Source organism: Pacificispira sp. HM-600 (genome assembly GCF_977993705.1).
The window spans coordinates 727,206-746,380 of sequence record NZ_OZ388079.1 but is presented as its reverse complement, the minus strand read 5'-3'; the positions used below and the strand labels follow the sequence as shown (position 1 = coordinate 746,380).

At 67.6% G+C, this 19,175-nt stretch carries 20 protein-coding genes; 16 read left to right on the top strand and 4 right to left on the bottom strand.

Going from position 1 to position 19,175, the window contains the following annotated elements; translation table 11 throughout:
• Window positions 1-7 precede the first annotated feature (7 nt).
• From ACXZ1E_RS03500 to lexA, 3 genes are all read right to left on the bottom strand, one after another.
• Window positions 8-1,942 carry an alpha/beta hydrolase family protein gene (locus tag ACXZ1E_RS03500; protein WP_458042050.1) on the bottom strand — a complete coding sequence of 645 codons (1,935 nt, stop codon included), beginning with the start codon at window positions 1,940-1,942 and terminating at the stop codon, window positions 8-10.
• A gap of 51 nt (window positions 1,943-1,993) precedes the next feature.
• Window positions 1,994-3,403 (bottom strand): hypothetical protein, encoded by a 1,410-nt coding sequence (locus ACXZ1E_RS03495; RefSeq protein WP_458042049.1) that lies wholly within the window; start codon window positions 3,401-3,403, stop codon window positions 1,994-1,996.
• 70 nt (window positions 3,404-3,473) lie between these two features.
• Window positions 3,474-4,235 carry a transcriptional repressor LexA gene (gene lexA, locus ACXZ1E_RS03490; protein ID WP_458042048.1) on the bottom strand — a complete coding sequence of 254 codons (762 nt, stop codon included), beginning with the start codon at window positions 4,233-4,235 and terminating at the stop codon, window positions 3,474-3,476.
• A gap of 304 nt (window positions 4,236-4,539) precedes the next feature.
• Here lexA and ACXZ1E_RS03485 point away from each other — a divergent pair, with 304 nt between their 5' ends.
• The 6 genes from ACXZ1E_RS03485 (at window position 4,540) to ACXZ1E_RS03460 (ending at window position 8,920) form a co-directional block, all read left to right on the top strand.
• The gene (locus ACXZ1E_RS03485) at window positions 4,540-4,920 is read left to right on the top strand and encodes a LysM peptidoglycan-binding domain-containing protein (RefSeq protein ID WP_458042047.1); all 381 of its coding nucleotides are present in this window, start codon (window positions 4,540-4,542) and stop codon (window positions 4,918-4,920) included.
• 38 nt (window positions 4,921-4,958) lie between these two features.
• Window positions 4,959-6,044: a histidinol-phosphate transaminase gene (locus ACXZ1E_RS03480; RefSeq protein ID WP_458042046.1), complete on the top strand. Its 1,086-nt coding sequence runs from the start codon at window positions 4,959-4,961 to the stop codon at window positions 6,042-6,044.
• Window positions 6,041-6,643, top strand: a complete 603-nt coding sequence (hisB, locus tag ACXZ1E_RS03475) for an imidazoleglycerol-phosphate dehydratase HisB (protein WP_458042045.1) — start codon at window positions 6,041-6,043, stop codon at window positions 6,641-6,643. The genes ACXZ1E_RS03480 and hisB overlap by 4 nt, the downstream gene beginning before the upstream one ends.
• On the top strand, window positions 6,640-7,299 hold the full coding sequence (gene hisH / locus ACXZ1E_RS03470) for an imidazole glycerol phosphate synthase subunit HisH (RefSeq protein WP_458042044.1): 660 nt from the start codon (window positions 6,640-6,642) through the stop codon (window positions 7,297-7,299). Before hisB ends, hisH begins: the two co-directional genes overlap by 4 nt.
• Window positions 7,300-7,386: 87 nt before the next feature.
• Window positions 7,387-8,133: a bifunctional 1-(5-phosphoribosyl)-5-((5-phosphoribosylamino)methylideneamino)imidazole-4-carboxamide isomerase/phosphoribosylanthranilate isomerase PriA gene (gene priA / locus ACXZ1E_RS03465; protein ID WP_100813756.1), complete on the top strand. Its 747-nt coding sequence runs from the start codon at window positions 7,387-7,389 to the stop codon at window positions 8,131-8,133.
• Complete coding sequence (locus ACXZ1E_RS03460) at window positions 8,117-8,920, top strand: SseB family protein (RefSeq protein WP_458042043.1); 804 nt, start codon at window positions 8,117-8,119, stop codon at window positions 8,918-8,920. The genes priA and ACXZ1E_RS03460 overlap by 17 nt, the downstream gene beginning before the upstream one ends.
• A 12-nt stretch (window positions 8,921-8,932) precedes the next feature.
• Here the strand turns inward: ACXZ1E_RS03460 and ACXZ1E_RS03455 are convergent, their stop codons facing one another.
• A complete protein-coding gene (locus tag ACXZ1E_RS03455; RefSeq protein WP_458042042.1) occupies window positions 8,933-9,358 on the bottom strand; it encodes a DUF1844 domain-containing protein in 426 nt (141 codons plus the stop codon).
• Window positions 9,359-9,586: 228 nt separating this feature from the next.
• On the opposite strand from ACXZ1E_RS03455, the gene infC reads away from it, so the two are divergent.
• The 10 genes from infC to pheT all read left to right on the top strand — a co-directional run bounded on the left by infC (window position 9,587) and on the right by pheT (window position 19,150).
• Window positions 9,587-10,264: a translation initiation factor IF-3 gene (infC, locus tag ACXZ1E_RS03450; protein WP_458042041.1), complete on the top strand. Its 678-nt coding sequence runs from the start codon at window positions 9,587-9,589 to the stop codon at window positions 10,262-10,264.
• Window positions 10,265-10,339: 75 nt separating this feature from the next.
• Window positions 10,340-10,534: a 50S ribosomal protein L35 gene (gene rpmI, locus ACXZ1E_RS03445; protein ID WP_036301881.1), complete on the top strand. Its 195-nt coding sequence runs from the start codon at window positions 10,340-10,342 to the stop codon at window positions 10,532-10,534.
• Window positions 10,535-10,565: 31 nt separating this feature from the next.
• Window positions 10,566-10,952, top strand: coding sequence for a 50S ribosomal protein L20 (rplT, locus tag ACXZ1E_RS03440; protein ID WP_036301883.1), 387 nt, complete (start codon window positions 10,566-10,568; stop codon window positions 10,950-10,952).
• A gap of 270 nt (window positions 10,953-11,222) precedes the next feature.
• Entirely contained in the window at window positions 11,223-12,035 is an 813-nt protein-coding gene (locus ACXZ1E_RS03435) for a TrmH family RNA methyltransferase (RefSeq protein WP_458042040.1), read from the top strand.
• Between the two features lie 83 nt (window positions 12,036-12,118).
• Window positions 12,119-12,910: an amino acid ABC transporter ATP-binding protein gene (locus ACXZ1E_RS03430; protein WP_458042039.1), complete on the top strand. Its 792-nt coding sequence runs from the start codon at window positions 12,119-12,121 to the stop codon at window positions 12,908-12,910.
• A 92-nt stretch (window positions 12,911-13,002) separates the two neighbouring features.
• The gene (locus tag ACXZ1E_RS03425; protein ID WP_458042038.1) at window positions 13,003-13,866 is read left to right on the top strand and encodes a transporter substrate-binding domain-containing protein; all 864 of its coding nucleotides are present in this window, start codon (window positions 13,003-13,005) and stop codon (window positions 13,864-13,866) included.
• Window positions 13,867-13,938: 72 nt separating this feature from the next.
• Window positions 13,939-14,586: an amino acid ABC transporter permease gene (locus tag ACXZ1E_RS03420; protein WP_458042037.1), complete on the top strand. Its 648-nt coding sequence runs from the start codon at window positions 13,939-13,941 to the stop codon at window positions 14,584-14,586.
• On the top strand, window positions 14,583-15,518 hold the full coding sequence (locus ACXZ1E_RS03415; RefSeq protein WP_458042036.1) for an amino acid ABC transporter permease: 936 nt from the start codon (window positions 14,583-14,585) through the stop codon (window positions 15,516-15,518). The genes ACXZ1E_RS03420 and ACXZ1E_RS03415 overlap by 4 nt, the downstream gene beginning before the upstream one ends.
• A 51-nt stretch (window positions 15,519-15,569) precedes the next feature.
• Entirely contained in the window at window positions 15,570-16,610 is a 1,041-nt protein-coding gene (gene pheS / locus ACXZ1E_RS03410; RefSeq protein ID WP_458042035.1) for a phenylalanine--tRNA ligase subunit alpha, read from the top strand.
• The gene (pheT, locus tag ACXZ1E_RS03405; RefSeq protein ID WP_458042034.1) at window positions 16,610-19,150 is read left to right on the top strand and encodes a phenylalanine--tRNA ligase subunit beta; all 2,541 of its coding nucleotides are present in this window, start codon (window positions 16,610-16,612) and stop codon (window positions 19,148-19,150) included. Before pheS ends, pheT begins: the two co-directional genes overlap by 1 nt.
• The last annotated feature ends 25 nt before the right edge of the window (window positions 19,151-19,175 follow it).

Sequence of the window (19,175 nt, the reverse complement as noted above, 5' to 3'; positions counted from 1 at the left end):
GGCCCGCTCAGGGAGCCGACTCGAGGGGCAGCGCGGGAACGCCGGGAGTGGCGAACCCGAACACCTGCCCGAGAAAGCTCAACTCGCTCTCGAGCGCGTGCTGGATCGTCTCGGCGCGACGGAAGCCGTGCGATTCGCCCTCGTAGACCACGAGGGCATGGCTGATTCCTTGCGCCGCGAGGGCGTCGCGCATGGCGTACGCCTGCGCGGGCGGCACGACCGGGTCATCCGCTCCCTGCAGCAGCAGCACGGGAACGCTGAGGCTATCGATACGCCCGAGCGGCGATCGTTCCTCGTACACCGCCTCGGCCTCCGGCAATGGCCCCACGAGTCCGTCCAGGTAGTGGGATTCGAAGTCGTGCGTGTCTTCAGCGAGGGCGCGAAGGTCCGCGACGCCGTACCGGCTGATGCCCGCCGAGAACGTCGTGGATGTCGTCAGCGCCGACAGAACGGTCCACCCGCCGGCCGATCCGCCCTTGATCGCCAGCCGGTCGCCGTCCGCGAGTCCCGCCGAGACGAGGCCCTCGGCTGCCGCGACGACGTCCTGGACGTCGACGACCCCCCACTGTCCGGCTAGTCGTTGCCGGTACGCGCGACCATATCCGCTCGATCCGCCGTAGTTGACGTCGAGCACACCGATGCCGCGACTCGTGAAGTAGGCGACGGCGGGAGATGCCTCTCCCGCGACGTGGGCGGTCGGCCCGCCGTGCACGGTGACGATGTAGGGCGGACGCTCGCCGGCGGGGCCCTCCACGCCCGGATTGGTCGGCGGGTAGGCGAAGGCGTGCACGGCTCCGCCGGGTCCGTCGAAGGTCATGGCGACGGCTTCGGGCAGCCATCCGATGCTTCTCGACGAGACGCCGCCGCGGAGGGGGCGTGAGGACTCAGGGTCATCGATGTCCACCAGCCAGAGTCCCGAGGGGGTCGTTGCGCCCGCGCCCGTGACGAGGGCACGAGTGCCCTGAACGTCGCGGATCAGCACCTGCGCGGACAGGGGCGTCGGGATCGCTCGAACCGAGCCATCCGCGTCCTCCACGACAACTTCGTCGCGGCCGTGTGTACGCACGGCGAGGATCCGACCGTCCTCGAGCGGGGCGAACCATCGGGCGCCCAGGTTCCACAGCGGCCCACCGGTGTCGGTGTCCGATTCCTCGGCCACGGTCGGTTCCGGGATGCCCCCAAGTCGACGGCGCTCGAGCGTCCACCGGCCGGAGCGGTCGGTGGTGTAGGTCAGCTCGTCGGCACCCGTCCACTCAGGCTGCAGAACGGACTCGTGGGCTCCACCGGCGACGATGCTGGTCTCGCCACTGGGCGTGTCGAGCACGACCAGCTGGGTGGCATCCCAGGGCATGTTCGGATGATTCCACCCGATGTACGCCAGCCGATCGCCGTTGGGCGAAAGACGCGGGTATGCGAGAAAGTCATGGCCCGCTGCGAGCGAAACCGGGGCGGAGGGGGCTGCATCAGCCGAGGAGGAAATCTCGACGACGTCACGCGCCGGATGGTGCCCCTCGCGCGAGACCTCGCGCACGGCGAGCAGACGCCCGTCTGACCACGTCAGGTCGCCGTACTGCGTGCCCGGGGCCTCAGCGGTCAGGGGACGGGGCTCGCCGTCCGCCCCGAGCCGCCATACTCGCTGATCCGACTGCTCGACGAAGAAGAGGATCCCGCCGTCATCCACCGTCCATGCGCCACCGCCGTACTGGTGGACCCGCGAGCGGGCACTCCAGGGTGCGGGCAGTACGACGTCCGCGTCCGCGCCGTGGTCGGTGTCCCGGGGCAACCGCAGGATGGCCGTGCGACCACGCTCCGCGGGCAGCGACTCGCTCCACCACACGTCGCGGGCGATGAAACGCGCGCCGTCGATGCGCGGTGCCGACGTCGTGACCTCGGCGGCCGAGATGGGGGAGGGCCAGGTTCCGAAAGGCAGGATCGTGGTCATCACGACAGGCTACGCGGAGGTGCCGACGACGCGTGTGTGAAGCCGGCTGCCCTACGCGGTGACGCGCTGGGGCGCACTGGGCTCCGGTGCACTGAGCTCGGGCTCGGCGCGTGCGGGTTCATCGTCTACCGCATCGCTCTGTGCGAGTTCGGTCGCCCACCAGGCCAGGAGCGCGACGATGAGGACGAGTGAGACATCACCGATCGAGAGGGGGCGGAGCGTCAACAGCCAGAGGATTACCAGCGCGGCGAGGGCGACCCGCACCAGGACGCGGTACGTGTAGATCCACCGACCGACGCGGCCCGTATCCGCTCCGCTGGATCGAAGCGTCGAGCGCAGGCGATGGTTGATGCCTGCGGCGCCGGTCCGGATGGCGATGGCGGCTGTGCTCCGCCCCTGCACCCACGCAAGAATCGCGAGCAGAACGCCGATCAGCGCGATCACGGCCGCCGTGTCGCGCATCGCCGTGATGATCTGTTCGTAGATGGCATCGACGGCCGTGATCGGCAGAGCGAGTTGCGACGCCGCGATCGACGCAACCGTCGCGCCGATCGCAAGGGCTACGGCGAGGGCTCCGCCGCCGAGCGCGATGGCCACGCCCGTTCCGACGAGTGCGACGCTCTTCCGGCGTGCGAGAAGGACCCCACCGACGAACAGGGCAAGGGTGACGAGTGGCAGCCACCATCCGACCGCCGCCGCGATTCCGTAGACGATGCGAACGGTGACGAGAGCGTCGCTCTGGACGAGCACGATCGTGCGATCGACGGAGGGAACTGCCGAGGCGAAGCCGACCCCCTGGGCCACCAGCCGCTCTTTCACCTCGTCGATGATCGGGGCGAGCGAGATGCCGACCTCGCCCGTGTCGCTGATGGTGACGGCGCCCGTCGGGGTCGTGCCCGTCGCGGCCGCGGCCAGCCCACGATGGCTCGCGCGGAGGGCCGTCTCCCAGACCGAGGCGAACACGTCCGATTCCACGAGCTGAGTCACGGATGTGCCGATCAGGCCGCGGAGCCCTTCGACCGCTGGTCCGCGAAGCAAGTCGATCGCTGCCGTGGCGCGGGGCGGCAGGCCGAGGCCACCGAGTCCGTCGAACAGATCGTCGGTCAGCCCCTGCAGATCGAGCGACTCGTCGATCGCAACCGTCGCCTCATCGACGATCAGTGCCTGAACAGCGGGATCCTGCGCCAGGGGAGCGAACGTCGCGACAAATGCGGTCTCGTCGACGAGTTCGGTGCGAGCCCACGCCGAGACGATCGAGACCGGTACCAAGAGCGCCGCGACGACGATCACTGCCGAGGACAGAACGCCGCGCCACGTGCCCTTCCGCGGACGCGAGACGCGGTCCGGGCGGTCGGGCGTCTCGTCGAGGCGCGACCGGAGCTGTTCGTTTTCGGCTTCGAGTTCAGCGAGCCGACGCGCGACATCCGCATCGTTCGCGGAGGCAGGGGTGGGGTTGGTCACATCTCCTTATACCGCCCCGACGCATGTGCGCGCAGGTTCTCCCGCCCAACAGCGCGCGGCCCGCGGGACGTCAGACGGCGCGCAGGACAGCGACGACCTTGCCGAGCACGGTCGCGTGATCACCGAGGATCGGCTCGAACGCGCTGTTGCGGGGCAGCAACCATGTGTGCCCGTCGCGCCGCCGGAAGGTCTTCACGGTCGCCTCGTCGTCGAGCATGGCCGCCACGATGTCCCCGTTCTCAGCGGTCGCCTGCGTGCGGACGACAACCCAGTCGCCGTCGCAGATTGCTGCGTCGATCATCGATTCGCCCGAGACGCGCAGCATGAACAGTTCGCCCTTGCCGACGAGCTGGCGCGGGAGCGGGAATACTTCTTCGACCTGCTGGTCGGCAGTGATGGGGACGCCCGCAGCTATGCGGCCGACGAGGGGCACCATTGCGGCGTCGCCGACGGGCGGGGCCGCGTCTGCGGGATTCTCGGCCGCGCTTCCCGGAAGATCGATCAAGATCTCGATCGCGCGGGTCTTGCCCGAGTCGCGGCGAAGGTAACCCGACAGCTCGAGCTGGTTGAGCTGGTGGGTGACGCTCGAGAGCGAGCGCAGGCCGACGGCGTCGCCGATCTCGCGCATGCTCGGCGGGTAGCCATGCGCCTGCACCGCGCGCTGGATCACTTCGAGGATCGCGAGCTGTTTGTCGCTGAGACTCTTGCGACGCCGCGTGCGCGGCCGCGGCCCGGCTACTTCTCCTGCGACGGATACGTCGTCCGCACTCGCGTCGGAGTCCCTCTCGGCATCCGACTCCGCCAGCGCGGAATCCCCGGGCTCAAGCGTCATGTCGTGCTCCTTCCGCCGTACGAGGCGTCGCTCTGAATGCAATGTCGGTGGTCGCTGGTGTACTGCTCTTGCACCAGCGCGACCATCGAAACACTATCCGGTCCGTGGGACATTTCGGCACATCTGTTCGAGCGTGTCGAACGATTTCGGGCCATTCGAAGCGCAAGAAGGACTTGACAAGATGAAATACTCGAAGATAACTTCGGAACACAACTTCGCATCCGGCTCTCCCGGCCGAGAGTCGGATGCGGAGCTGGAATCGCGATCGGCCCTGACGGACTCGCGGCCCCCACGCTCATCCCGCGTGACACAGCACCGCACGATCCAGGAGGACAAGATGATCACCGCACTCATGCCGATGCCATCGCACACTCGCCTGCGGCTGACGGCGCGCGGGCGTCGCGTCGTCGTGAGCATGGTGTCTCTGCCTCTCGCGGCGGCGGTTTTCGTCGGCGTGCTCGCGAGCGGTGAGGCCCTCGCCTCGCGTAGCGTTTCGGCGTCGACCGATGAGTTCACCACCGTGCTGGTCGAGCCGGGCGACACCCTGTGGTCGATCGCCCTCGAGATGGCACCGGCCTCCGATCCGAGGGATGTCGTAGACGAGATCGTTCGCCTGAACGCGCTCGGGTCTTCGTCAGTTGTCGCGGGACAGAGCATCGCGATCCCGGCCCACCTCGCCTCCTAGACGTCGCCCCTCTGCCCGCGCGTCGTAGCATGGGAGGGGTGAGCGCATCCCTCGAAGACCTTCCTCTCCGCGACGATCTCCGGGGAAAGATCCCCTACGGGGCTCCTCAGGCAAGCGTGCCGATCGCGCTGAATGTCAATGAGAACACCCACCCGGTTCCGCAGGAGGTCGCCGACGACATCCTCGACGGGATCGCCGTCGCGCTGCGTGAGATCAACCGCTATCCCGACCGCGAGTTCGATACGTTGCGCACCGCGTTTGCCGACTATCTCGGCCACGGTCTGACTTCCGAGAACATGTGGGCGGCGAACGGATCGAACGAGGTGCTGCAGCACATCATGCAGGCCTTCGGGGGGCCGGGCCGCACGGTGTTCGGATTCGGTCCCACCTATTCGATGTACCCGCTCTTGGCGGCCGGAACCGGAGCGAGCTGGATCGCGGGCGATCGCGGACACGACTTCACGCTGACCCCCGAGTTCGCTGCCGAGCAAGTGGCCGCGGCAGATCCCGACATCATTCTGTTGTGCTCCCCGAACAACCCGACGGGAACGCCGCTGCCGATCGATGTCATCGAGGCGGTGTACGGTGCCTCCCGGGGCGTGGTCGTCGTCGACGAGGCGTATTGGGAGTTCGCGCCGCACGACCAGCGGTCGGCGTTGACGCTCCTGCACGATCGTCCCCGTCTGGCGGTGTCACGCACGATGAGCAAGGCGTTCGCCTTCGCCGGTGCACGCGTGGGTTATCTCGCGGCTGACCCCGCGTTCATCGACGCGCTGCGCCTCGTGCGACTGCCGTACCACTTGAGCTCGCTGACGCAAGCCGCGGCGCTCGGTGCGCTGCGCCACGCCGACACGATGCTCGCGATGGTCGATGACATCGTCGGGCAACGTGACCGCATGGGTGCGACGCTGTCCGCGCTCGGCTACGAACCCTACGAGTCGTGGACCAACTTCATCCTGTTCGGCGGGGTAAGTGATCCCGCCGCTACCTGGCGCGCGCTGTTCGAACGCGGGGTACTCGTGCGCGACGTCGGCCTGCCCGGCACGCTGCGGGTCTCGGCCGGCACGGAAGACGAGACCACAGCATTCCTCGACCAACTCGCGTCGATAGACTCGCAGGCATGAGCGAGCGCACGGCGAGCAAGACTCGTCGCACGAGTGAGTCATCCGTCGACCTCGAAATCAACCTCGATGGAACCGGTCGGAGCAGCATCGACACGACCGTTCCATTCTTCGATCACATGTTGACGGCATTCGCGAAGCACTCGCTGACCGACCTGACCGTGAAGGCGACGGGCGACACGCAGATCGACGCGCACCACACGGTCGAGGACGTCTCCATCGTGCTGGGCATCGCCATCCGCGAGGCGCTCGGCGATAAGGCCGGCATCTCCCGCTACGGCGACGCCCTGGTCCCGCTCGACGAAGCCCTCGCGCAGGCTGTCGTCGACATCTCGGGTCGTCCCTACCTGGTGCACACGGGTGAGCCGGCAGGCTTCGAACACCACCTGATCGGTGGCCACTTCACGGGATCTCTCGTGCGGCACACATTCGAGGCGATCGCGTTCAACGGCGGCCTCACCGTGCACGTTCGGGTGCTGGAGGGGCGCGACCCTCACCACATCGCCGAGGCCGAGTACAAAGCTTTCGCCCGAGCCTTCCGCCAGGCCAAGTCGCTCGATCCCCTCGTCGAGGGGATCCCGAGCACCAAGGGTGCGCTGTGACGGATGACGGGGCTCGCCCGCTCGTCGCCGTCCTCGACTACGGCTCCGGCAACGTCCACTCGGCCGTCAAGGCGCTGCAGGCCGCGGGCGCTGATGCGCGACTCACGTCGGACCCGCAGCTCGTGCTCGAGGCCGACGGTCTTCTGGTGCCTGGCGTCGGTGCGTTTCGCGCGGTCATGGAGGCGCTGCGGGCGAGCGGCGGGGACCGACTGATCGACCGGCGTCTGGCGGGCGGGCGCCCCGTGCTCGGCATCTGTGTCGGCATGCAGGTTCTGTTCGAGCTCGGCGTCGAGCGTGGCGTGGATACCGAGGGCATGGGGGAATGGCCGGGGGTCGTTCGCGAACTCGACGCGCCCGTTCTGCCCCACATGGGATGGAACACGGTCCGCCCCGATCCGGGGTCGAGGTTGTTCGCCGGCCTCGAGGATGAGCGCTTCTACTTCGTCCACTCTTTCGGCGTGCAGGAATGGCTGATGGAGGCGAACGGGCCTTTCGCCAACCCGCATCTCACATGGACGGACTACGGCGCACCGTTCCTCGCCGCGGTGGAGAACGGGCCGCTGTCGGCGACGCAGTTCCACCCCGAGAAGTCCGGCGCCGCGGGCATCCGTCTGCTCGCGAATTGGATCGACGGCCTGACCCCGACTAACATCTAGGCTTCGTGCCTATCCGGCCTTCGGACCGCCCAGCGCGGCACCCGAAATCGGTGTAAAACCGGCGCATCCGCCCACGCACGAGGATCCATGAACGACTTCTCCGCAACACCCGAGCTCGTCCTCCTTCCCGCCGTCGATGTCGCCGGGGGTAAGGCCGTCCGCCTGACTCAGGGCGAGGCCGGCACCGAGACTTTCCACGGCGACCCCGTCGACGCGGCGCTCGATTTCGCCCGGCAAGGCGCAACCTGGATCCACCTCGTCGATCTCGATGCCGCATTCGGTCGCGGAAACAACACCGCGGTGCTGCGCAAAGTGATCAAGCAGGTCAAGGGTGTGCGGGTCGAGCTATCCGGAGGCATCCGCGACGACCGCTCGCTCGAAGCCGCGCTCGAGAGCGGTGCCAGCCGCATCAACCTCGGCACGGCGGCGCTCGAGAACCCTGAGTGGGCGGCGGACGTCATCGCGCGTTACGGCGAGGCGATCGCCGTGGGCCTGGATGTGCGCGGCACGACGCTCGCCGCGCGTGGGTGGACCGAAGACGGCGGCGACCTGTGGACCGTCCTGCAGCGCCTCGAAGCCGCCGGATGCAGCCGCTATGTCGTGACGGATGTCACCAAGGATGGCACCCTCAAGGGCCCGAATCTCGACCTCCTCCGTCAGGTGACGTCTCGCACGCCGAAGCCTGTCGTGGCCTCGGGGGGCGTCTCGAGCCTTGATGACATCGCGGCTCTGCGCGAACTCGTCCCGCTCGGGGTCGAGGGCGCGATCGTCGGTCGGGCCCTCTACGCCGGCGCCTTCACGCTGGCCGAGGCGTTGGATGTCGCAGCCGGCTGACCCGGAAGACCCCGACGGTGGCGTGCACGAGCACGGCACCGACTCGGCGGGCGTTCCCTGGGAGGGACGCGCGTTCCAACCGAACCCGCACGCCGGCGATGACGGTTCTGCGCCCGAAGCCTTTCTCGTCGCCCTCGCCGCGTTCCGCACGGGCGAGGTGGGTCAGGCCGCTGTGGTCGACTCCTTGCGCTCGGCCCGCCTGCTCGTGCCCCTCGTTGCGGAACGCGGCGAGACGGGGGTCGCGCCATCCGGGCTGACCGTGGACAAAACGCAGGAACTCTCGATCGTCACGGTGGCCGCGCCCGACGGGCGCACGGTGCTGCCCGCGTTCTCGAGCGTCGCGGCGATGCAGGCGTGGGATGCCACGGCCCGACCGATCCCGACGCCCATGTTCCGCGTAGCTCAGGCGGCCGTGGGGGAGGGGACAGACCTGATCGTGGTCGATCCGGGCTCCGAGACCGAGTTCGTCATCCGTCGGCCCGCCGTCTGGGCGCTGGCGCAGGGCATCGATTGGGAGCCCAGTTTCGCCTCTCCAGAGGTGTTCGCGGGCCTCCAGGAGAGCGTCGGGGGCGAGCTCGCCGTCATCGATCTCGCGGTGGAGCCCGGCGACCCGACCGCGCGACTCCGCGCTCCGGAACTGGTCGTCAAGCTGGCGTTGATGCAGGGCCTCGAGCAATCGGAGCTGGATGCGGTGCTCGCACGCCTGGCTCAGCGTTGGGCGTCCGATGACCGCATTGCAACGCTCGTCGACTCGCTCACGGTTCGCCTGGAGCGCTCGGCTCCTTGACCACCGGTCGACTCAGGTGACGGGTCCTGTCCACTTCTCGCCCGGACCCTTGCCGATCGGGTCGGGAATGACGGATGCCTCGCGGAACGCCAGCTGAACCGACCGCAGCCCATCGCGCAGTGACCGGGCGTGCATGTCACTGACTTCGGGCGCGGCCGCGCTGATCAAGCCGGCGAGGGCGTTGATCAGTTTGCGAGCCTCATCGAGGTCGGTTTGGCTCTCGGGGTCGTCGGCGAGGCCGGTCTTGACGGCGGCGGCGCTCAACAGGTGAACCGCGGTGGTCGTGATGATCTCAACGGCCGGAACATCCGCGATGTCGCGGGTAGCGGCCGAGGCGGCACGCTCCTGTTCCTCCCAGCGAGCCTGGGTCGCGGCATCCGGTTCCCTACTGGGCTGGACATCTTCAGAAACGTTGTCTTCGGGGGGAATCGTGCTCACGTGTCGCTCTCTGCTAGACTTCTGCGGGCTCCGGGACTTTTGTCTCGGTTCGAAGAGGATTCGCATCCCACCCGCGCCGACCATAGGCCAGGCTACCGGGTACACGTGCTCCGCTGGCTCGTCTCGATCTGAGGCATCCGGTGGTCTGGGCACAAGGCCGGCGGGCTGTATCAACTCCGCGCCGGGTGGAATGCGACGTTCGCTTCACCCGGAAACTCTCGTCTCCGGGTGCTTCCACCCCGTGCGGCTTCGTCGTGCGGTTACCCAGATCTAGAGGAGTTCCGCATCAGCGATCCCCGCACCAACGACCGCATCCGCGTGCCCGAGGTCCGACTCGTCGGCCCCGCAGGAGAGCAGATCGGTGTCGTCCGCATCGAGGCAGCACTGCGCCTCGCTCAGGAGGCAGAGCTCGACCTCGTCGAGGTGGCCCCCAACTCGAAGCCGCCCGTGGTCAAGATCATGGATTACGGGAAGTTCAAGTACGAGGCTGCGCAGAAGGCCAAGGAAGCTCGTCGCAACCAGGCGAACACGGTCCTCAAAGAGGTCCGGTTCCGTCTGAAGATCGACGAGCACGACTACGAAACCAAGCGCAAGCGCGCCGAGGGCTTCCTGAAGACCGGAGACAAGGTCAAGGCGATGATCCTCTTCCGTGGTCGCGAGCAGTCGCGTCCCGAGCAGGGCGTGCGTTTGCTTCGTAAGTTCGCCGAGGACGTCGCCGAGTTCGGCACGGTCGAGTCGAACCCCACGATCGACGGTCGCAACATGGTCATGGTGGTCGCACCGCACAAGAACAAGTCCGAGGTCAAGACCGAGCAGAACGCCAAGCGCGACGCGACCAAGCAGGCCGCACGCGAGGCTCGCGCCCCCCGGACAGAGTCCGAAACGGCTGAATCGGCCGCTGAGTAGGACCCCTCACACGACTCCCGCCTCGGCGGGTGCACACCCACGACGCCCTCCGGGGCCTCAGCAAAGGAAAACGAGATGCCGAAGCAGAAGACCCACTCGGGTGCCAAGAAGCGCTTCAAGATCACCGGTAGCGGAAAGCTCAAGAAGCAGCAGGCCGGTATGCGCCACAACCTCGAGGGCAAGTCGAGTCGTCGGACTCGCCGCCTGAACCAGGACCAGGTCCTGTCCAAGGCCGACACCAAGGTCGCCAAGAAGCTTCTCGGTCGCTGAGCGCGCCGAATCAGGATAGGAAACAAGACAAATGGCTAGAGTCAAGCGGGCAGTAAACGCCCACAAGAAGCGTCGCGTCATCCTCGAGCGCGCCTCCGGTTACCGCGGACAGCGTTCGCGCCTGTACCGCAAGGCCAAGGAGCAGGTCACCCACTCCCTCGTCTACGCGTACCGTGACCGTCGCAAGCGCAAAGGCGACTTCCGTCGTCTGTGGATCCAGCGCATCAATGCCGCGTCCCGCCAGAACGGCCTCACGTACAACCGCTTCATCCAGGGCCTCGGCCTCGCGGGTGTGCAGGTCGACCGTCGCATGCTCGCCGAGCTCGCGGTGAATGAGCCCGCCACGTTCGCGTCGCTCGTTGCCACGGCCAAGGCTGCTCTGCCGGCCGACACCTCGGCACCCAAGGCATCCGCGTAAGCAGCTGTCGATCGAATGCCCCGCTCTCCTCCGGAGGCGGGGTTTTCGTCTGCCTCCGGCATCCGTCGCCCTCCCGCATCCCTTTCCGCACGGCTTGGGGCGTCAGATTCTCGTTGGGGCGCGGTGTCCCGCGCCCCAACGTCGTTCTGACGCCCCAGGGTGGTTGGTGGTTGGTGGTTGGTGGTTGGTTGGTGGGGTTGTGTGAAGGCGGGGGAGAGTGGGTCGCCGGGCGTTCGCGGGTACGACACCGCCGCGCCGTAGACTGTGCGGGTGCTCGAGAACCCGCGCTCACCGCGCGTGCGCGCCGTCGCAAAGCTGACCAAACGAAGCGCCCGTCAAGAGACCGGGCTGTTTCTGCTCGAGGGGCCGCAGGCGGTTCGCGAAGCCCTGACCTATCGCCCCGAGGCGATCGTCGAGTTCTTCGCTACCCCCACAGCGATCGAGCGGCACGGTGAGCTGCGTGAGCTCGCCTCCGCTGCCGGGGTCGAGATCGAGTACACGACCGAAGCCGTCCTCGACGCCATGGCCGACACCGTCACGCCGCAAGGGGTCGTCGCAGTCGCCCGGCAGTTCCCGGTTTCGATCCGCGAGGTTTTCGGGGCTTCACCGCGCCTGATCGCGGTGTGCGAAGAGGTTCGCGACCCCGGCAATCTCGGAACGATCATCCGGGCAGCGGATGCCGCGGGCGCTGATGCCGTCGTGTTGACCGGCCGCACGGTCGATCCGTACAACCCCAAGGTCGTGCGCGCGACCACCGGTTCCCTGTTCCACCTGCCCATCGCGCTCACGACCGACCTCGCGGAGGCGCTCGAGCTGGCGCGCGGCGCGGGCCTGCGGGTCATCGCAGCCGATGTGAAGGGCGACGATCTGCTCGAGGCACGCGACAGCGGGATCCTCACCGAGCCGACCGCATGGCTCTTCGGGAATGAAGCCCGCGGCCTGGAGGACACGGCGCTCACGCTCGCCGATCTGGCCCTGAGATTGCCCATCTACGGCCGCGCGGAATCGCTGAATCTCGCGACCGCCGCGAGCGTCTGCCTCTACGAGAGTGCGTTCGCCCAACGTTCCGTGCGCTCCATCTGAGAGAGACGACCGCCTGTTACGGTCCGGTAAAGGTCGTGTCACCGGCGCATCGGTTCTTCTGACCCGTGCGTAGGGTGAGCTTCATGGTCAGCCAGAGCGACGCACAGCCGAAGACGTCGAACATCGCAGCACGGCGCGGTGAGCCGCTCGTCGTCATCGAGCACGTCGACAAGCACTTCGGTGACCTGCATGTCCTCCGCGACATCACGACCGTCGTCAACAGGGGCGAAGTCGTCGTCGTGATCGGTCCTTCGGGCAGCGGAAAGTCGACGCTATGCCGCGCGGTCAATCGCCTCGAGACGATCGACTCGGGCGTCATCACGATCGACGGCGCGAAGCTGCCGGAGGAAGGCGCGGGACTCGCGAAGCTCCGGGCAGACGTCGGCATGGTGTTCCAGTCCTTCAATCTCTTCGCTCACAAAACGGTTCTCGAGAACGTCACGCTCGGGCCGATCAAGGTCCGTGGCATGAAGAAGAAAGCCGCCGTCGAGATGGCGATGAAGTTGCTCGATCGTGTCGGGGTCGCCAACCAGGCGTCGAAGATGCCGAATCAACTGTCCGGCGGGCAACAGCAGCGTGTCGCGATTGCCCGATCGCTCGCGATGAACCCGAAGGTGATCCTGATGGACGAGCCGACCAGCGCGCTCGACCCCGAGATGATCAACGAGGTTCTCGATGTGATGATCGGCCTCGCTGCGGACGGCATGACGATGATCGTCGTCACGCACGAGATGGGATTCGCACGAAAAGCCGCCGACCGCGTGCTCTTCATGGCGGACGGAGCCATCGTCGAAGAGGCGACCCCCGAGAAGTTCTTCACCAATCCCCAGAGCGAACGGGCACAGGACTTCCTCTCGAAGATCCTCGAGCACTGAGCGCACCGGAAAATACTTGGTCGCCACCGCGGCCGGGGCCCTACAAAACAGGTCGCCAACCCGCGACCCCCACAGCAAAGGACAGGTAGGACATGAAACGTTCACGACTTTCCCTCATCGGCCTCGCGGCAGTCGGCGCGCTCGCGCTCTCGGCATGCGCCGGCGGCAGCGGCGACGAGACCTCGGTCGAGCCCGAGGAATCGCCCACGTTCGAAGCCGGCACCACAATGGCCGAGCTCGCTGAGGCGGGCACTATCACGATCGGTACGAAATTCGACCAGCCTCTCTTCGGTCTGATGGGCCCGACGAACGAGCCGGAAGGATTCGACGTCGAGATCGGCAAGATCATCGCCGCTGAACTAGGCATCGCGGCAGAGGACATCGATTGGAAGGAAGCGGTTTCAGCAAACCGCGAGCCTTTCATCGAGAACGGTGAAGTCGACCTCGTCATCGCCACTTACACGATCAACGACACCCGCAAGGAGGTCGTCTCGTTCGCGGGTCCGTACTACATGGCCGGCCAGTCGATCCTGACCCTGGCCGACAACGAGGACATCGAGAGCGAGGATGACCTGGTCGGCCAGCCCGTGTGCTCGGTGACAGGATCGACCCCCGCCGCGAACCTGGAGGCGCTCGGCGCCGAGGTGTTGCTCACTGACACCTACTCCAACTGCCTCGAGCCGCTGCGTAGCGGCGCCGTCGTGGCTGTGTCCACGGACAACGTGATCCTCGCAGGGCTTGCCGCGCAGAACGAGGGCGAGTTCAAGGTCGTCGGTGAGCCGTTCACGGACGAGCCCTACGGCATCGGCCTGGCGCTCGATGACACCGACTTCCGCATGTGGATCAACGACGTGCTCGAAGCGGCCTATGAGGACGGTCGCTACCAGGACGCCTGGGACGCCACGGCCGGAACGATCCTGCCGTACGTCGACCCGCCCGCGGTCGACCGCTACTGATTGAGCGGATGCCCCGGGCGGCAAGAATTCTGCGTCCGGGGCATCCGTCCCCCTGAAAGGAATGGAGATCGCGTGGAGCAACTCGCCTCGCTGATGCCGGTGTTCTGGGAAGGCTTCCGGGTCACCCTGCTGCTCCTCGCCGTCTCCGGCGTTCTGGCGCTCGTCATCGGAACCGTCATCGCGGCGATGCGTATCTCGCCGGTCGGTTCCCTGCGGGTCTTCGGGGCGGTCTGGACGGAGATCGCGCGCAACACCCCGTTGACCCTCGTCTTCTTCTTCTTCGCTTTCGTCGTGCCGTTCCTCGGAGTTCGGCTTCCCTACGTCGTGCTGGCGATCTTCGCCCTCACGTACTACACGTCGCCCTTCGTCGCCGAAGCGCTGCGCTCAGGCATCAACGGCGTGCCGGTCGGCCAGGCCGAGGCGGCGCGAAGCATCGGCCTGGGCTTCGGTCAGACCGTCACGCTCGTCGTTCTCCCGCAGGCGTTCCGGATGACGATCCCGCCGCTCATCAACGTCTTCATCGCGCTCACGAAGAACACCTCGGTGGCCGGAGCATTCTTCGTCGCCGAGCTCTTCGCATCCACCCGTGAACTGGCGAACGCGAACGGAAACATCGTCATCCCGATCCTTCTCATCACCGCGGCGCTCTACCTGGTCGTGACCGTCCCCCTGGGACTCTTCGCAGGCCAGCTCGAGAAGAGAGTGGTGATGGGCCGATGAGTGCTCCGAGCGTTCTCTTCGACGCGCCCGGTCCTCGCGCGCGGCGGACATCCCGCATCGCGTCCGTCGTCGGCCTGATCGTCGTGGCCGGACTCATCGCCTGGGGTGTGATCATCCTGGCGCTGCCGCGCGAATCCGGCGGCGTGACCGTACCCGGAATGTTCGCGCCGACGCGCTGGGACATCTTCAGTGACCCGGTCGTCTGGGGCTTCATCGGCCAGGGTGTCCTCGCTACGCTGCGAGCCGCCGCCGTCGCGGCCGTGGGCGCGATGGCGCTCGGTATCGTGCTCTCGCTCATGCGCAGTTCGACCATTGCGTGGGTGCGCATCCCCACCGCCGTGTTCATCGAGTTCTTCCGCGGCATGCCCGTGCTGCTGATGATGCTCTTCATCCTTCTGGTTGCCTCGACGGGCGCCTTCTGGGCGGTCGTCATCGCGCTGGTTCTCTACAACGGGACGCTCATCGGGGAGGCGCTGCGGGCGGGCCTCGTCGCGCTGCCGCGCGGTCAGCGCGAGGCCGCGCTCTCGCTCGGCATGCGCGAATTCCAGTCGAAGCTGCTCGTGGAATTCCCGCAAGCCTTCCGGCAGATGTTGCCGATCATCGTCGCCCAGCTCGTCGTCCTGTTGAAGGACACTTCCCTCGGCTACATCGTGGGCTACAACGAACTGATCCGAACGACGATGAATCAACTCGCGAGCTTCTACGGCAACCGCTATCTGTTCTCGCTTTTCGCGGTGTCGCTCGCGATCTACCTCGCGATCAACCTGACGCTGTCGTGGTTCGCACGGTGGTTGTCGCGCCGCACGGCAAGCGGGGGCAAGCGCAGCAAGAAGAGCGGCGGCGGCAAGCCGACCGATCCGGATCAGGCGATCTTGATGGCGGAGGCTTCGGGGATGGCTCGTGCCTCGGGCCAATCCGGCTCCGGCCTGTAGCTCCCGTGGAGCGGCGGGCCCAGGCATCCGGCCCCGGTAGACTCGCCTCTCGTGTCTGACACTCCTGAGATCACGCCCGAGGCGGTCGATTCCGCGGCATCGGCGGCGCTCGCAGCCGTTGCCGCCGCGACGACCACCGCAGAGCTCAAGGCCGCGCGTGCGGCGCATGCGGGGGAGGGGTCGCCCCTTGCGCAGCTGAACTCCCGCATGCGCGATGTGCCGAAGGAGCAGAAGGCCGAGTTCGGCAAGCTCATGGGCCAGGCGCGTGGAAGTGTCGCGCAGGCGCTCGCCGCGCGCGAGGAAGAGCTCGTCGAGGCCGAGACGGCCGCGCGGCTCGAAGCGGAGCGGATCGACATCACCGCGGTGGCGTCCCGCACACGCGTGGGCGCGAGGCATCCGCTCACCCTCCTGCAAGACCAGGTCAGCGACATTTTCGTCGGGATGGGGTGGGAGATCGCCGAGGGACCCGAGCTCGAGCACGAGTGGTTCAACTTCGACGCCCTCAACTTCGACGTCGACCACCCGGCGCGGCAGATGCAGGACACGTTCTTCGTCGACCCGGTCGACCGCCACCTCGTGATGCGCACGCACACGAGCCCCGTGCAGGTGCGCTCGATGCTCGAGCGCGACATCCCGATCTACGTGCTCTGCCCGGGGCGGGTGTATCGCACGGATGAATTCGACTCCACGCACCTGCCCGTCTTCACGCAGTTCGAGGGGCTCGTCGTCGACAAGGGCATCACGATGGCGCACCTCAAGGGCACCCTCGATCACGCCGCGCGGGTGCTGTTCGGACCCGAGGCCAAGACGCGCTTCCGTGCCAACTACTTCCCGTTCACCGAGCCGTCGGCAGAGCTTGACCTCTGGCATCCGACGTTCAAGGGCGGCGCCCGCTGGATCGAGTGGGGCGGCTGCGGCATGGTCAACCCCAACGTGCTGCGCGCCGCGGGCATCGACCCCGAGGTCTACTCGGGCTTCGCATTCGGAATGGGCATCGAGCGGACGCTGATGTTCCGCAGCGACGTGCAAGACATGCGCGATATGGCCGAGGGCGATGTGCGTTTCAGCGAGCAGTTCGGGATGGTGGTCTGATGCGTGTTCCGCTCTCGTGGCTGCGCGAGTACGTCGATGTGCCGACGGATGCTTCGCCGGAGGACGTGCTCGAAGCGCTCGTGCGCGTCGGGTTTGAAGAAGAGGACGTGCACCGGTTCGAGGTGACGGGTCCCGTCGTCGTCGGCGAGGTGCTCTCGTTCGAGGCGGAGCCGCAGTCGAACGGCAAGACGATCCGCTGGTGCCAGGTTCAGGTTGCGCCGGAGGGCGAGACCGCCGCCGATGGTGGCCCTGCCGTGCACGGGATCGTCTGCGGTGCCGGCAACTTCTTCGTCGGCGACAAGGTCGTTGTGACGCTGCCCGGCGCCGTGCTGCCCGGACCCTTCCCGATCGCCGCGCGCAAGACCTACGGTCATGTGTCGGACGGCATGATCGCTTCCGCGAAGGAGCTCGGGCTCGGTGATGAGCACGCGGGGATCCTGCGCCTCAGCGAGCTCGGCATCGACGCACCCGTCGGTACGGACGCTATTGCTCTGCTCGGGCTCGACGACGTCGCGGTCGAGATCAACGTCACGCCTGACCGTGGGTACGCGCTGTCGATGCGCGGTGTCGCTCGCGAGTACTCGCACTCGACCGGTGCGGCGTTCCGCGATCCGGGCCTGCGTCCCTGGGGCGAGGTCGAGCCGGGTTCCGGCTTCGCCGTCGCCGTTGCCGACGATGCCCCCCTCCGCGGGCGCGTCGGTGCCTCGGAGTTCGTGGTTCGCGTCGTTCGTGGGGTGGATGCCTCGGCACCGACCCCGCCGTGGATGATCGCGCGGCTCACTCTTGCGGGCATCCGTTCGCTCGGTGTGCTGATCGACATCACCAACTACGTCATGCTCGAGCTCGGCAATCCGATCCACGGGTACGACCTCGATGCGCTCTCGGGCGGCATCACGGTGCGCCGTGCCCGTGCGGGCGAACACCTCACGACCCTCGACGGCAAGGATCGCACCCTCGATCCGGAAGACCTGCTGATCACGGATGACTCCGGGCCCATCGGTCTCGCGGGCGTCATGGGCGGCGGTCCGACCGAGATGAGCGACGCGACCCGCGATGTGCTCATCGAGGCCGCGATCTTCGACACCGTCTCGATCGCGCGCACGGCACGTCGGCACAAGCTGCCGTCCGAGGCATCCCGTCGCTTCGAGCGCGGCGTCGACCCGCTGATCCCGTTTGTCGCGGCCCAGCGTGTCGTCGACCTGATGGTCGAGCTCGCGGGGGGCACGGTCGATTCGCTCGGCGGCGCCCTGTTCACCACCTATCAACGGCAGGCGATAGCGCTGCCGGCGAGCTTCGTGTCTGGCGTCATCGGCGTCGACTACGAGCCCGCGCGGGTGCGCGGCGCGCTCGAGCTGATCGGATGCGTCGTCGACGAGACGGCCGCCGGCTGGGACGTGACGCCGCCGTCGTGGCGCCCCGACCTGACGGACAAATGGACCCTGGCCGAAGAGGTCGCGCGCATCGAGGGCTACGACCAGATTCCCTCGGTGTTGCCGACACCACCCTCCGGTCGCGGGCTGACCGAGGCGCAGCAGGGCCGCCGCCGCGTGGCGAACGCGCTCGCCGCGGCGGGCTTCGTCGAGACCCCGTCGTTCCCCTTCACGACCGAGGCCCTGAACGACCTGCACGGGTCGGTCTCGGGTGAGCACCTGCCGAGTATCAAGCTCGCGAATCCGCTGGACGGACAGTCGCCGTTCCTGCGGCGCTCGCTGGTTCCCGCGCTGCTGCAGGCGGCGCACCGCAATCTCTCGCGCGGGCTGACGGATCTGGCGATCTTCGAGACCGGCAGCGTGTTTTTGCCCGAGCCCGGGGTCGGGTACGGCACGTCATTCGTGCCGCCGCTCGCCGAGCGGCCGAGCGATGATGTGCTCGCCGAGCTGAACGCGTCGATCCCGCCGCAGCCGCGGCACGTCGCCGTGTTGCTCACCGGAAACCTGGCACCCAAGCAGCCCGCCCGCGCGGCCGAGTCCGCAGACCTCGGCGCGGCGCTCGACGCCGTGCGCGTGATCGCTGCGGCGGCGGGAGTGTCGATCGACGTCGCACAAGGACGACGCGCGGCGCTCCACCCGGGCCGGACCGGTGTGCTTTCGGTGGACGGTCCCGATCAGACGCGTGTCGAGGTCGGGTACGTCGGTGAGCTGCTGCCGGCGGTGGCCGAGGCATCCGATCTTCCCGGTCGTGTGATCGTGGCCGAGCTGAATCTCGATCTGCTGCTCTCGCTCGTGTCGTCGCGGGTCGTCGCGGCGTCGCTGTCGGGCTTCCCCGCGGCGACGCAGGATGTGTCGCTCGTCGTGGCGGCGGATGTACCGGCCGCCGATGTGCGTTCGGCGCTCGAGCAGGGCGCGGGCGAACTGCTCGAGTCGGTGCGGCTGGTCGATGACTACCGCGGCACGGGCGTGCCCGAGGGATCGAAGAGCCTCACGTTCGCTCTGCGGTTCCGGGCCCCGGATCGGACGCTCACGGCGGCCGAGGCGACGGACGCCAAGCTCGCCGGTGTCGCGGCTGCGGCCGAGCGTTTCGGCGCCAGCATCCGCGACTGACGCACCGAATCGTTTGCGGGCGCGC